Source organism: Streptomyces sp. NPDC048507 (genome assembly GCF_043199995.1).
Classification (GTDB): domain Bacteria; phylum Actinomycetota; class Actinomycetes; order Streptomycetales; family Streptomycetaceae; genus Streptomyces.
The window spans coordinates 702,028-714,801 of sequence record NZ_JBICWZ010000002.1 but is presented as its reverse complement, the minus strand read 5'-3'; the positions used below and the strand labels follow the sequence as shown (position 1 = coordinate 714,801).

Here is a 12,774-nt window from a genome sequence, read left to right as displayed (position 1 = left end):
GCGACTGCGGGCCTCCCGCGCGGACTTGGCATCCGAGCGGGACGGCCACGTTCCGGTTGGGGTGTCGCCGGCTGGAACGTGGCACGCAGGGGTGCCTGAGGGCGTCCTGTACGCCCTCGTCTACGTCTACGAGTCAACCAGCGGGCCGCCGGGCGCCGCTTCGGCCGGACGGCCATGCCCGGCCGGCCGGAAGGACGAGCCGCGCGGACCCTGACGGTCGGCCGCCGGGGTGGGTTACGGTCGCCGCATGGGCTTCGTCGTCTTCATGACCCTGCCGGGGCTGGCACTCGTGCTCACCGCCGTCGCGTTCCTGGACCTGGCGCTCCTGCGGGCGGGCCGGGCCGGACTGCTGCCCTGGCGGTGGAAGGGCAGCCGGGGCCAGGTGGCCTCGACCGGCTTCGAGCAGCTGCACGCAGGCTTCTCGCCGGGCAAGCAGAACGAGCTGCGGGAACGGCAGAGCGCCCTCGTGATGCGCGACGACGAGGAGGACGGAGCGCCCCCGCACTCCCGGGTGGACCTCGACGGCGGCCGCGCCCTGATCCGGCTGCCCGTTACGGGCGGCAGCGGTAGGTGAACTCCACGGCGGCGGACCGCACGGCCGGTGAGATCAGCTGGAGTTCGGCCCGCGCCGGGTAGCTGCCCGTCCCCCTGAAGGTCCACAGCAGGTGCAGCGTGGCCTCCCGGCGCCCGCTCGGCACCCGTTCGGTCAGCTCGTCCGACCGGGTGCCGTCGCTGCGGACCCAGCGGTAGGTGAGGGTCCCGGGCCGCCCGTTCGTGCGTACGACGGCCACCACATCGGCGGCCGTGTCGCAGCCGGGACCCGCCGGGTCGGTGGTGACCGCCACGTCCCGGACGACGACCGAGGGTCCGAACCGCTGCCAGCCCAGATAGGCCAGCACCAGCGCGAGCACCACGGCCGCCAGGGTGTACCGGCGCCAGCCGCCCCGTGCCCGCCGGACGCGCCGGGCCGGCACGGGCGCCACCGGGAACGGGGACGGCATCGCCGCCGTCACCCCGGGCCCGAAGCGCAGGACGGACCCCTCGACCCGGTCGGGCGCGGCGTCCTGCGGTGGCGGGCCGCTGAACCAGTGGCTGCCGAGGACGGTGGCGCTGTACCCGTCGTCGTCGCCGGTGGAGGCGGTGGAGGCGGTGGAGGCGGCGGCCGGGTGCGGGGTGCGGGGGTCGCTCATCGCGGCACTTCCTGGTCCTGGCAGCGCGGCAGCGGCCGCGAATCGGAGGCCGTGCCGGTGGCGGCGGCCGGCTGCGTGGTGACGCGGACGCCGCCGTAGCAGCCCGCGCCCCGGGAGAAGGAGTGCGAGCGCACCACCGGGGCGAGGGACCCGGCCTGTACGACGAAGGTGTCGCTGCCGTCGGGCACCGCGTACGACCCCTGCGCGGAGCCGAGGTACCACTGGAGGGTCACGGTGACCGGCCCGCTGCCCCGGGCGGTGACGGAGACGGTGGCGTCGCCCCGGTAGACCCCGGGCTTGAGGGAGACGTCCACGCCGGTCACCCGCAGGGTGGGGGTGGGGCTCGGCGTGGGCGTCGGGGACCAGGAGACGGTCGGCCCGGCCGTCGGGGTCGTCGAGGTCGTCGGGGGGTTCGGGCTCGCCGGGTGCGTCGGCGTCGACGACGGGGCGGGCGAGGGGCCGGCGGAGACCGAGGGGCTCGGGGAGGCGCCGGGGGAGGCGGACGCGGAGCCCGAGGGGGACGCGGACGGACCCGGGGCGGGCGGCGCGGACCCCGGCGGGGCGGCGCTGGTGGTGGCGAACGCGCTGAGCGCCGAGGCCCCGTCCGGGGTGCCCCCGACGGCGTCGGTGGTCAGCACCAGCACCGCGCCCAGGACGAGGGCCAGCCCGGCCGCGAACCACCCGGCGCGGCCCGGCCCCCAGCCGGCGGCCCGTCCGACCGAGGTGGTGGCCACGGCCGTGGTGCCCGCCGCGGCGGCCCCCGCCGAGGGGAACAGCAGCGGCAGCAGCGCCGCCAGCGCGGCCAGTTTGCGCTGCCCGCGCTCCTCCCAGCCGGGCCCGTACGCGGCCACCGCCAGCGCCTCCAGCTCCGTCACGAAGGCCTCGGCGTTCTCCGGCCGCTGCTCGGGCCGCTTGGCCAGGCCCCGGCGGATCAGCGGCCGCACCGGCTCGGGTGCCTCGGTCTCCGGGACCGGGGCCTCGATGTGCTGGACGGCCAGCTCGGCGAAGTTCTCCCCGTCGTAGGGCTTGCGCCCGGTCAGGCACTCGAAGAAGGTCGCGGTGGCCGCGTACACGTCGGCGGTCGGCGAGGCGGGCCGTCCCTGCCACTGCTCGGGCGCCATGTAGGCGGGGGTGCCGGCCACGCCGGGGGTGGTGCCGCGGCCCGCCGCGATGCCGAAGTCGACCAGCTTCGAGGAACCGTCCGGGGCGACCAGCACGTTCTCCGGCTTGTAGTCCCGGTGCACGACGCCCGCCCGGTGGGCCGCGGCCAGCCCGAGCAGGGAGCCCTTGAGCACCACCAGCGCCGCTTCCGGCTCCGCCCGGCCCGACTCCCGCAGGACCGCGCGCAGCGAGATCCCGTCGACCAGTTCCATGACGATCGCGGCGCCGCCCGGCGCCTCCACGTACTCGTACAGGCCCACCACGTACGGGGATCCCAGGCCGCCCAGCAGCCGCGCCTCCGCCCGGAACTCCCGGACGAAGGCGGGGTCCCGGCGCAGCGTCTCGGACAGGTACTTCACCGCGACCGCCGTGCCGGTGGCCGCGTGCACCGCGAGCACGACGCGGCCGCTGCCGCCCGCGCCGAGCTCCCGCACCTCGCGGTAGCCGGGCACCGTCCAGCCGTTCTCCATCGTCCGCCCCCGTCCCTGGCATCACCGGCCCCCCGGGGGGCGGCCGCCGGTCGTCCCCCGACCGGCACCCCACAGGACACGGTTTCCGCCACGGCCGGTTCCCAACCCCGCGGGGTGTCCGGCACCCGGACGGCCGGCGGTCCTCAGGCCGCGGCCGCGACCGCCCCGATCATGGTGTGCAGCCGGTCGGCGGCCGCCCGTCCGAACGCCGGGTCGTTGATGTGCGTGTCGTAGTCGTGGAGGCGGGCGGTGCTGCCGCGCAGCCCCTCGCGCAGCGCCGTGAACAGCGCCCGGTCCGCGCCGGGATCGTGGTACGGGCCGCCCGGCGCGCCGAGCGTGGACAGCCCGCGCAGGGGCAGGCAGACCGCCGTCGGCCCGGTGGCCGCGCGCAGCTTCGCGGCGACCCGGCGGCCGAGTTCGGCGCATTCGGACTCCGTCGTACGGATCACCGTGATCGACGGGTTGTGGATGCGGACCCGGCGGTAGCGGGCCCGCTCGGGCAGGCTCTCCAGCGGCCCGAACTTCACCATGTCCAGCGCACCCAGGCTCACCACCTGCGGTATTCCGGCCCGTCCGGCCGCGCTGAGCCGATCGGGACCGGCGGTGAGGATGCCGCCGCACAGGTCGTCGGCGAGCTCGCCGAGGCTCAGGTCCAGCACCCCGGCGAAGATCCCCTGCCCGGCCAGGGTCTCCAGGGTGCGCCCGCCGGTGCCGCTGGAGTGGAAGACCAGCACCTCGTAGCCGAGTTCGGTCAGCCGCTCCCGGGCCGCGTCCACCCCGGTCGTGGTCACGCCCGCCATGCTCGCGGCGACCAGCGGCCGCCGGCCCGCCCCCGGCCGGGCCGGCCGGCGCAGCTCCAGTAAGGCCCGCTGGAACCCTCTGGCCATCCCGGCGACGGCCTCCGCGGCGTTCGCCAGGACCGGGGCCGAGACGCTGTTGATCCCGGCGATGTCCACCACGCTGTACATCATCGTGATGTCCGCGGATCCGACGTACGGGGCCACGTCCCCGGACGCCATGGACGAGACCATCACCTTCGGTACGCCGAGCGGCAGTGCGCGCATGGCCCGCGTCGCGATCGAGGTGCCCCCGCTGCCCCCGATCGCGAGCACCCCGTGCAGGCGGCCCTCGGCGTGCAGAGCCAGCAGGGTCGCCTCGGCGCCCCGGGCCATCGTCGTCACGGCCGCGCCCCGGTCTGCGGTCGCCCTCAGCCGGGCCAGTTCCGTACCGGCCGCCCGGGCCACCTCCTCGCGGGGCACGTCCGCGCTCACCCGGGGCTCGCCCATGATCCCCGTGTCGACCAGTACCACCTCGACGCCGGCGCGCAGCAGCCTCTCGCGCAGCCAGCCGTACTCGACACCCTTGGTGTCCAGGGTTCCCACCAGCACGACGCTCGTCATATGTGCAATGTCCACGCAGGTGGGGTTTGCTGGCAAGTAAAGGTCGGGTCAACCCTCCAGTAGCCCCAACAGGCGCTCCAGGAACGGGATTTGACCGGTAATCAACTTGTTGCGGGCCATCGCCGGAGCGAACCAGGCCGCCCGGTCCAGTTCCGGGAACTCCTGCTCCCGCCCCGAGTGTGGGGGCCACTCCATCGTGAAGGTCCCGGGCACCATCAGCGCCGGGTCGAGGTCCGCCTCCACCGCCCAGACGGTGACCAGCTTCCCGCTGCTCAGCCGCACCTCGCCGAGCGGCAGGTAATCGCCCTCCGGCGGTGGCAGCCCCAGCTCCTCCGCGAACTCCCGCCGGGCCGCGTCCCGCGGTGTCTCCTCGGGCCCGTACTCGCCCTTGGGGATCGCCCAGCCGCCCGCGTCCCGGCCCGCCCAGAGGGGACCGCCCATGTGCCCGAGCAGCACTTCCACGCCCGCGCCGCTCCCGCCGTCCGCGGCGGCCGGACGGCGGCGGAACAGCAGCAGGCCGGCGCTGCGCTTGTGCCTCTTCGGCTGCGTCATGGGTTCATGTATGCCCCGCCGGGAGCCGCTCAGTGCGGATGCGGGCCCTCCCGGTGCACCGGACCGTGCGCGTCCGCGCAGTGCGGGTCCTCACCGCCCGGCTCCTCGCCCGCCCGGCCGACCGACAGCAGCGGCTCCTGCTGGTGGTCCACCTGGAGCGTGGTGTGAGTGATCCCGTACTCCTTCTCCAGCAGCCGCTCCAGATCCCGGCGCACCGCGTGGCAGTCGCCGTCCGCCTCCACGAGCACGTGCGCGGACAGGGCCGCCTGCCCCGAGGTGATCGTCCAGATGTGCAGGTCGTGCACCTCCGTGACCGGCGGGTGCCCCACCAGGCGGTCGCCGACCGCGTCCGGGTCCATGTGCGCCGGTGCGGCCTCCAGGAAGATCCGGCCGGACTCGCGCACCAGCCCGTAGCCCGCCTTGACCATCAGCACCACCACCACGAGCGTGGCGATCGCGTCGGCCCGCGCGAAGCCGGTGGTGAGCACGATCAGACCCGAGACGGCCGTCCCGATGAAGGCGTACAGGTCGTTCAGGATGTGCTGGTAGGCGCCCTCCACGGCCAGGGAGGACCGGTTGGCCCGCGAGATGCACCAGGCCGCCGCCACGTTGACCACGATCCCGGCCAGCGCCGTCACCAGCACCAGCCCGCCCTCGACCTGCGGCGGGTCGATCAGCCGCCGCACCGCCTCGTACGCCAGCCAGACCGCCAGCAGCAGCAGGGTCAGTCCGTTGGCCTGGGCGGAGAGGATCTCGGCCCGCTTGAGGCCGTACGTGAACCCGCCGCGCGCCGGCCGGGCCGCCAGCCGCATCGCGATCAGCGCGAGCACGATGGAGACCGCGTCCGTGAGCATGTGCGCCGCGTCGGAGATCAGGGCCAGCGACTGGGCCATCACGCCGATGACCACCTCGATGGCCATGAAGCCGCCGATCAGGGCGAGGGCGATGCCCAGCCAGCGGCGGTCGGCGTCCGGATCGACGCCGTGGCTGTGCCCGGCGTGCCCGTGGCCCGCGTTGCCGCCCTCGTGCGCGTGCGCGTCCGGATGGTCGTGCCCGGTCATGGCGTTCCCCCGTCTGTTCGGTTCCGACGCGTGAAGTGAAGCGCACCGCGGCGCGATCGGCAAAGGCTGCAACGGGGACCGTTGTCATTCCCTATAAGACCCTCCTGACCTGCGGATACGCTGCCCGTGCCGGTCGGGGCCGGTCGTGGGAAAATCAGCCCATGGTGCAGCGCCCCGGTGCGGACACCGCGCCCGAACTCGTCCTCGAAACCGCCAGGGGCTCGACCGACATGAGCCCGGGGCGGACCTACCACGTCGGCCGCGACCCCCTCTGCGAGATCTGCCTCGACGACGCCCGCGTCTCCTGGCACCACGCGATCCTGCGCCCCGACGGGGACCACTGGACCGTCGAGGACGAGGACAGCACCAACGGAACCTGGGCCGACGGCCACCGCGTCCACGCCTGGACGGTCGGCCCCGGCAGCGAGCTGCGCTTCGGCAGCGCCCTGGACGGCCCCCGCGTCGTCCTGTCCGCCCGCGCCACCGGGAGGGCCACCGCCCGAGCGGCGCCCCGCGTTCCCGCCCGGGCGGCGGCCCCCGTTGCGCACCCCGAGCGCACCGGGACCTTCCGGCGGCCCACCAGCGTCCGTCCGGTCCCCGCCCGCACCACCCTGCGGATCGGCCGCGACCCGGGCGGCGACCTCGTCGTCGAAGACCTCGTGGTCTCCCGTCGGCACGCCGAGCTGCGCGCCCTCCCCGACGGCGGCTACGAGATCACCGACCTCTCCAGCCACAACGGCACCTTCCTCAACGGCGTCCGCGTGGACCGGGCCCGCGTCGCGGAGGGCGACATCGTCGGCATCGGCCACTCGGCCTTCTGCCTCGTCGGCGACCAGCTCCAGGAGTACGTCGACACCGGAGAGGTCTCCCTCGACGTCCAGGACCTCACCGTCGCGGTCGACCACGGCCGCAAGACCCTCCTGGACCACGTCTCCTTCCCCGTCGGCGCCTCCTGCCTGCTCGCCGTCGTCGGCCCCAGCGGCGCCGGGAAGTCCACCCTGCTCGGCGCCCTGACCGGGCTGCGCCCCGCCGACCACGGCACCGTCCTCTACGACGGGCGCGACCTCTACCGCGACTACGCCGAACTCCGCAGCCGCATCGGCCTCGTCCCCCAGGACGACATCCTGCACTCCCAGCTCACCGTCCGCCGGGCCCTCGGCTACGCCGCCGAACTGCGCTTCCCGCAGGACACCGGCAAGACCGAACGGCAGGCCCGGGTCGAAGAGGTGATCGGCGAACTCGGGCTCGGCCAGCGCGCCGACCAGCCCGTCCACACCCTCTCCGGCGGCCAGCGCAAGCGCGTCTCCGTCGCCCTGGAGCTGCTGACGAAGCCCTCCCTGCTCTTCCTCGACGAGCCCACCTCCGGCCTGGACCCCGGCATGGACCGCTCCGTGATGCACATGCTGCGCGGGCTCGCCGACGACGGGCGCACCGTCATCGTCGTCACCCACAGCGTCCTGAGCCTCGACGTCTGCGACCGGCTGCTGGTGCTCGCCCCCGGCGGCCGCGTCGCCTGGTACGGGCCGCCCGCCGACGCGCTCGGCTTCTTCGGCTTCGACCAGTGGCCCGAGGCCTTCGAAGCCTTCGAGAACGAGCGGGACCGCGACTGGGCGGGCGCCTACGCCGCCTCCCCGCAGTACCGGACCTACGCCGCAGCCGCACCCCGTACGCCCCGGCCCGGCGGCGGTGCCCCGGGCCTGGCGGGCACCGCCCCCGTACCTCCCGCGCCTTCCGCGCCGCCCAAGGCGCAGAGCTGGGGCTCCCAGCTGTCCACCCTCGTGCGCCGCTACGCCGCCGCCCTCGGCGCCGACCGCACCTTCCTCGCCATCATGGTCGCGCTGCCCTTCGTGATGGGCGCCATGGCCCGCGCCCTGGCCGGCCGCGCCCTCACCCGGGAGACGGCCGTCAACGCCCTGCTCATCCTGTGCGTGGGCGGCGTCCTGACGGGCGCCGCCAACGCGGTGCGCGAGCTGGTCAAGGAGCGGGCGATCTACCGCCGGGAACGGGCCGTCGGACTGTCGCGGTCCGCGTACCTGATGTCCAAGGTGGTGGTACTGGGCGCGGTCACCGTGGCCCAGGCCGTCGTCCTGACCCTCGTCGGCCTGTTCGGCGTCCGGCTCGGCCCGCCGGGCGCCACCGGGGTGTTCCTGCCACCGCTCGCCGAGATCACCCTCGCCGTGGCCCTGCTGTCCTTCACCGCGATGATGCTCGGCCTGCTCGTCTCCGCCCTGGTCACCAAGGAGGAGGTCACCATGCCGCTGCTGGTCCTCCTCGCCATCGTGCAGGTCGTCTTCTGCGGCGCGCTGCTCCGGCTCGCCGGAGTACCGGTGATCGAACAACTGGCCTGGCTGGTTCCCTCCCGGTGGGCCCTCGGCGCGATGGCCGGCACGGTCGGCCTCCGCCGGATCGTGCCCGGCCCCCTCACCGACGACCCGCTCTTCGCCCACTCCGGCGGGGTCTGGCTGCTCAACGTGGGCATGCTCGTGGCCCTGTCCGTGCTGTTCGGGGTGCTGGTCGTCCGGCTGCTGCGGCGCCACGAGCCCGCCGTCATGCGGAAGTAGGCCCGGGCGATGACCACCCCCGACGGCGGCCCCGACGCCGCGTTCCGCCCCACGCACGTGGTCCCGCGGGACGGCCTGCCCGCCTGGGAGGCTCCCGGCGCGGACCGGCCGGCCGCGTCCCTGGACGCCTTCCTGCCCGTGCGCCTGCTGTCCCGGCAGGGGGACTGGGGGGAGGTCCTCTGCTCCAACGGATGGTCCGCGTGGGTCGACGGACGGCTCCTGGTGGCCGTGCCGCAACCCCCGCCCACCGCGGGCCGCCCCGTCGGTGGCGCCGAGGACCCCGAGCCCCTGCTCGCCGCCACCGCGGACGCCCTCGCCCGCTACCGGCGGGCCGCGGGCGGCCCCGCCGAGGGGTTCCGCGCCGCCGTCGGGGGCCTGCGGGCCGGGGTCGTGCTGGACGGGGAGTCGGTGTGGGTCTACGACGCCGCGGCGGGACGGTGGATGTTCGGTGAGGGGGGCCGTCTGAGCGCCTACGCCGTCGACGCGGGACCGGGAGCCCCGCCCGCGCCGGAGCCGCCGCCGGGCGGGGGCGACGCCGCGCCACGGGCCGACGTACGGGAAGAACCGCATCCGCCGACGCGCGTGGTGGACCCGCCCGGCCCGGGCGGGCGCTGATGGGCGCCGGCGACCTGCTCGGCCGGCCGGTGGCGGGGTACCTCCCGCAGGCCGAGATCGGGCGCGGCGGCATGGCCGTCGTCTACCGGGCGCGCGACCTGCGCCTGGAGCGCACCGTCGCGCTGAAGGTGCTGGCGCCGGAGCTGGCCCGCAACGACACCTTCCGGCAGCGCTTCGCGCACGAGTCGAAGGCGGCGGCCGCCATCGACCACCCGCACATCGTGCCGGTCTACGAGGCCGGCGAGGCCGACGGGCTGCTGTACATCGCCATGCGCTACGTCCCCGGCCTGGACCTGCGCGCCCTGCTCGACGGCACGGGGCCGCTGCCCGTGGCGACGGCGGCGCGCATCGCGGGCCAGGTCGCCTCGGCGCTCGACGCCGCCCACGCGCACGGCCTGGTCCACCGGGACGTCAAACCCGGCAACGTCCTGGTCGCGGAGGGCACCGACGGCGAACACCCCGAGCACGTGTACCTGACGGACTTCGGGCTGACGAAGAAGTCCCTCTCCCTGACCGGCTTCACGACGGTCGGCCAGTTCGTCGGGACCCTGGACTACGTCGCGCCCGAGCAGATCTCCGGAAAGCCGGTGGACGGCCGCTGCGACGTGTACGGCCTGGGCTGCGTGGTGTACGAGATGCTCACCGGGAGCCCGCCCTTCCGGCGCGACGACGACCTGGCCCTGCTCTGGGCCCACCAGTACGACCCGCCGCCCCCGCCGAGCTCGCACCGCCCGGAGCTGCCGCCCGCGGTGGACGAGGTCCTGGCCAAGGCCCTCGCGAAGACCCCGGACGACCGCTGGCCCACCTGCCTCTCCTTCACCACGGCCCTGCGCCGCACCACCGTTCCCCCCACCTTCCCCCCGCCCCCGCCCTGGGCCCTCCCGGTGTTCCGCGAACGGCCGTGACCGCCCCCGCCCGCCGGCCCGCGGCCGCCCGTCACCGGCCGGGGGTGCGGTGGCGGGTGGCCAGGGCGCCCAGGCAGCCGGCGGCGGCGCCGGCCAGGAGGGCCAGCGCGGTGGTGCGCCAGAGGTACGCGGTGAGTTCCACCGTGCCGCCGAGGGCGGACGCGTCGCCGATGCCGAGGACGGACAGGCCGAAGCGGGCCCGGACCCCGGCCAGCAGGCAGACCGTCAGGGTCGCGAGGGCCAGGGCGGCCCCGAGGCGGAGCGCGTGCTGCCGGGCCCGTACGCGGGCGGGGGAGCGCAGGGCCGCCAGGACGCCCGTACCGAGCAGCATCACGACGGCCACCGCGACCAGCCACCACGCCCGGGGGTCCTGCCGGGCGAGCGAGGCCACGTCCACCGTGGACGGGTCGGGGCCGCGCAGGACGCGGTCCAGCAACTGCGGCACCGGGAGGCCGAACGGCCCCTGGGCCGTGCCGTGCCAGGCGCCGCCGAAGCCGAGGGTGAGCGCGGGCCAGGCGAGGTTGGGCAGGCCGAGCAGGAGGACCGCCAGGGTGCGGGCGGCGTGGCCCTGGGTGGCGGCCGTCACCAGGCCGGCGACCAGCCCGAGGCCGACGCAGGCGAGCAGCAGTACGGCGGTGGCGTGGGCGGCCGGGCGCACCGCGGTGTGGAAGCGCACCAGGCCGGCGGGCAGCGGGGCGCGGCGCGAGACCAGCAGGGTGATCAGCAACAGGCCCAGGATCCAGAAGAGCCCGAGGAGGAGGGTGGCGGGCAGGGCGGCCCGGAAGCCCACGGTGGGCGAGGCGTCCACGAGGTCACCGAGGTCACCGAGGTCGCCGAGGTCGCCGAGGTCACCGAACGGGGACACGGCGAAGGTCTGCCGGGCCAGGAGTGCGAAGAGGGTGAGCAGCGCCAGCCAGAGCAGGGCCAGCCGGGCGGCCCGCAGCAGCAGTTCCCGGGGCCCCGCCACCGCCCGGCCGCGCAACGGGCGCAGGAACAGGCAGCCGACGGTGAGCGCCCCGGCGAGGGTGACCGACAGCGGCATCACCGACAGGTCCGCCTCCGCCCCGCCCAGCAGTCCGGCTCCGCCCGACACCTCGACGGTTCCGCCGGCCGCCAGCACCACGGCCGCGGCGACCACCCGGGGGAACGCACCCTCCGGCAGGTCACCCGCCCCGGCACAGGCCAGACCGGCCGCGGCCACCGCGGTCATCGCCGCGAAGCCCGCCACGGCGGCCGCGAGGGCGTCGCGCCAGGCGTGCGGAGAGGTACGGATCACCCGCTCACCGTGACACCTCCGGCTTGCGGCAGCCACCGGACGGAAGTACACAATGATGCGCAGGAGCGTGCGAACCAGTTGATTCCGGACAGTCGGTCGGCGCGTCGAACCGCGGGGTTCCGCCGCTCGGGGAGGAGAACCCGTGACCACCCAGCCCTCCGGCGAACCGCCGCCGCAGCCACCTCGGCCGGCCCGGTCGGGGCCGCCCCCGGGCGGGCCCGCCTCCGCGTCCGGCGGCTCCGGCGGCCCCAGCGGGCCGCCCGCCGGGCCGCTCTCGGGCGGCGGACGGGGCCCCGCGGGCCCGCCGGGCCCCGTCCCGCCGGCCGGGCCGCCCGGCGGCACCGGCGGTCCGGGCGGCACCGGCGGGCCGCCGCCGGAGGGGGCCGGGCCGTGGTGGCGGTCCGGGCCCCGGCTCGCGGCGGCGGTCGTCGCGCTCGCCGCGGTGGCCGCGCTGGTCGTGGTGCTGACCCGGCCCGGCGGCGGGGGATCCACCCAGAAGGCGGCGGCCGAGGTGTTCCTCCAGCCGGCCGCCGAGCCGGGCCGCGACCCGTTCACGCAGTCCACCGCCGCCCAGCACGACGTCCCGCCCCCGCCGGGCCGGAGCCCCGCCCCCACCCCGACGGGGACCGGCCCGACCGCCACGCGCAGCGTCAGCGGTTCCGCACCGGGTCTCTACGGCGGCACCAAGGACGTCGCCAGCTGTGACGTGGAGCGGCAGGTCCGCGCGCTGTCCGCCGAGCCCGCCAAGAACGCCGCGTTCGCCGCGGCCCTCGGCATCGCCCCGGCGTCCGTGCCCGGCCGCCTGCGCGCCCTGACCCCCGTCCGGCTGAGGACCGACACCCGGGTCACCAACCACGGCTTCCGGGACGGCAGGGCCACCCCGTACCAGGCGGTGCTCCAGGCCGGCACGGCCGTACTGGTGGACGACCGGGGGGTGCCGAGGGTGCGCTGCGCCTGCGGGAACCCGCTGGGCGCCCCGGTCGCCCTGCCCGCGGACCCGAAGCGCAGCGGGCGGCCCTGGCCCGCGTACCGGCCGTCACAGGTCGTCGTGATCGCACCGTCGGTGACGGTCGTGCGGAAGATCGTGATCTACGACCCCCGCGACCACCGCTGGTACGAGCGCGATCCGGGTGCCGCTCCGAAGCCGGACCGGCCCGTCGCGCCGCCCCCGGCCCCGTTCACCCCGCCGCCCCCGGCCCCGCCGACCGGTACGCCCACGCGGCCCCGGCCGCCCTCCACCGCCACCTCGCCCCCCACCACCGGCACCCCGGACGGCACCGGGACCGCGAGGCCCCCCTCCGAGACCGCCCCGGACACCCCGACCGCCCCGGACACCCCGGACGCCCCGGAGACGTCGACCGGCCCGCCCGACACGGGCCCGCCCGACACGGGCACCCCGAAGGGGCCCGCGACCCCGGCCGGCCCGTCGAGCGGCCCGCCCACCGGCCCGTCGGCGGACGGATCCACCGGTCCGTCCACCGGTCCGTCCACCGGCCCGCCCACCGGCCCCGAGCCGCCCTCCCCGCCCGGGTCCCCGTCCCGGTAGGCGATCCGGTCCCGGCCGCCGCCACGGCGCGCCGGGG

At 76.3% G+C, this 12,774-nt stretch carries 11 protein-coding genes; 5 read left to right on the top strand and 6 right to left on the bottom strand.

Annotated features, from left to right (window positions below):
• The first annotated feature begins 247 nt into the window (after window positions 1-247).
• Window positions 248-574, top strand: a complete 327-nt coding sequence (locus tag ACGFXC_RS08275; protein WP_393710707.1) for a DUF6191 domain-containing protein — start codon at window positions 248-250, stop codon at window positions 572-574.
• On the opposite strand, the gene ACGFXC_RS08270 is transcribed toward ACGFXC_RS08275, so the two are convergent.
• The 5 genes from ACGFXC_RS08270 to ACGFXC_RS08250 form a co-directional block, all read right to left on the bottom strand.
• A complete protein-coding gene (locus ACGFXC_RS08270) occupies window positions 552-1,190 on the bottom strand; it encodes a hypothetical protein (RefSeq protein ID WP_393710706.1) in 639 nt (212 codons plus the stop codon). The genes ACGFXC_RS08275 and ACGFXC_RS08270 overlap by 23 nt on opposite strands.
• Entirely contained in the window at window positions 1,187-2,821 is a 1,635-nt protein-coding gene (locus ACGFXC_RS08265; protein WP_393710704.1) for a protein kinase, read from the bottom strand. The genes ACGFXC_RS08270 and ACGFXC_RS08265 overlap by 4 nt, the downstream gene beginning before the upstream one ends.
• A gap of 143 nt (window positions 2,822-2,964) precedes the next feature.
• Window positions 2,965-4,221 carry a Tm-1-like ATP-binding domain-containing protein gene (locus ACGFXC_RS08260; RefSeq protein WP_393710702.1) on the bottom strand — a complete coding sequence of 419 codons (1,257 nt, stop codon included), beginning with the start codon at window positions 4,219-4,221 and terminating at the stop codon, window positions 2,965-2,967.
• A gap of 48 nt (window positions 4,222-4,269) precedes the next feature.
• Window positions 4,270-4,773 (bottom strand): NUDIX domain-containing protein, encoded by a 504-nt coding sequence (locus tag ACGFXC_RS08255; protein ID WP_393710701.1) that lies wholly within the window; start codon window positions 4,771-4,773, stop codon window positions 4,270-4,272.
• A gap of 29 nt (window positions 4,774-4,802) precedes the next feature.
• Entirely contained in the window at window positions 4,803-5,834 is a 1,032-nt protein-coding gene (locus ACGFXC_RS08250) for a cation diffusion facilitator family transporter (protein ID WP_393710699.1), read from the bottom strand.
• A gap of 161 nt (window positions 5,835-5,995) precedes the next feature.
• Between ACGFXC_RS08250 and ACGFXC_RS08245 the strand changes: the two genes are divergently transcribed.
• Genes ACGFXC_RS08245 through ACGFXC_RS08235 form a run of 3 tightly spaced genes read left to right on the top strand, consistent with a single transcriptional unit; the run spans window position 5,996 to window position 9,915 of the window.
• On the top strand, window positions 5,996-8,395 hold the full coding sequence (locus ACGFXC_RS08245) for an FHA domain-containing protein (protein ID WP_393710697.1): 2,400 nt from the start codon (window positions 5,996-5,998) through the stop codon (window positions 8,393-8,395).
• Window positions 8,396-8,404: 9 nt separating this feature from the next.
• Window positions 8,405-9,010 carry a hypothetical protein gene (locus ACGFXC_RS08240; protein WP_393710695.1) on the top strand — a complete coding sequence of 202 codons (606 nt, stop codon included), beginning with the start codon at window positions 8,405-8,407 and terminating at the stop codon, window positions 9,008-9,010.
• Window positions 9,010-9,915: a serine/threonine-protein kinase gene (locus ACGFXC_RS08235; RefSeq protein WP_393710694.1), complete on the top strand. Its 906-nt coding sequence runs from the start codon at window positions 9,010-9,012 to the stop codon at window positions 9,913-9,915. Before ACGFXC_RS08240 ends, ACGFXC_RS08235 begins: the two co-directional genes overlap by 1 nt.
• Before the next feature lie 31 nt (window positions 9,916-9,946).
• Here ACGFXC_RS08235 and ACGFXC_RS08230 read toward each other — a convergent pair whose 3' ends face one another.
• Window positions 9,947-11,191 carry a streptophobe family protein gene (locus tag ACGFXC_RS08230; protein WP_393710692.1) on the bottom strand — a complete coding sequence of 415 codons (1,245 nt, stop codon included), beginning with the start codon at window positions 11,189-11,191 and terminating at the stop codon, window positions 9,947-9,949.
• A 142-nt stretch (window positions 11,192-11,333) separates the two neighbouring features.
• On the opposite strand from ACGFXC_RS08230, the gene ACGFXC_RS08225 reads away from it, so the two are divergent.
• Window positions 11,334-12,737 (top strand): DUF6777 domain-containing protein, encoded by a 1,404-nt coding sequence (locus tag ACGFXC_RS08225; RefSeq protein WP_393710690.1) that lies wholly within the window; start codon window positions 11,334-11,336, stop codon window positions 12,735-12,737.
• Window positions 12,738-12,774: the final 37 nt, after the last annotated feature.

Coding starts and splice junctions, on each gene's coding strand:
- ACGFXC_RS08275 (WP_393710707.1), top strand. CDS start 248: ATGGGCTTCGTCGTCTTCATGACCCTGCCGGGGCTGGCACTCGTGCTC.
- ACGFXC_RS08260 (WP_393710702.1), bottom strand. CDS start 4,221: ATGACGAGCGTCGTGCTGGTGGGAACCCTGGACACCAAGGGTGTCGAG.
- ACGFXC_RS08245 (WP_393710697.1), top strand. CDS start 5,996: ATGGTGCAGCGCCCCGGTGCGGACACCGCGCCCGAACTCGTCCTCGAA.
- ACGFXC_RS08265 (WP_393710704.1), bottom strand. CDS start 2,821: ATGGAGAACGGCTGGACGGTGCCCGGCTACCGCGAGGTGCGGGAGCTC.
- ACGFXC_RS08270 (WP_393710706.1), bottom strand. CDS start 1,190: ATGAGCGACCCCCGCACCCCGCACCCGGCCGCCGCCTCCACCGCCTCC.
- ACGFXC_RS08255 (WP_393710701.1), bottom strand. CDS start 4,773: ATGACGCAGCCGAAGAGGCACAAGCGCAGCGCCGGCCTGCTGCTGTTC.
- ACGFXC_RS08235 (WP_393710694.1), top strand. CDS start 9,010: ATGGGCGCCGGCGACCTGCTCGGCCGGCCGGTGGCGGGGTACCTCCCG.
- ACGFXC_RS08240 (WP_393710695.1), top strand. CDS start 8,405: ATGACCACCCCCGACGGCGGCCCCGACGCCGCGTTCCGCCCCACGCAC.
- ACGFXC_RS08250 (WP_393710699.1), bottom strand. CDS start 5,834: ATGACCGGGCACGACCATCCGGACGCGCACGCGCACGAGGGCGGCAAC.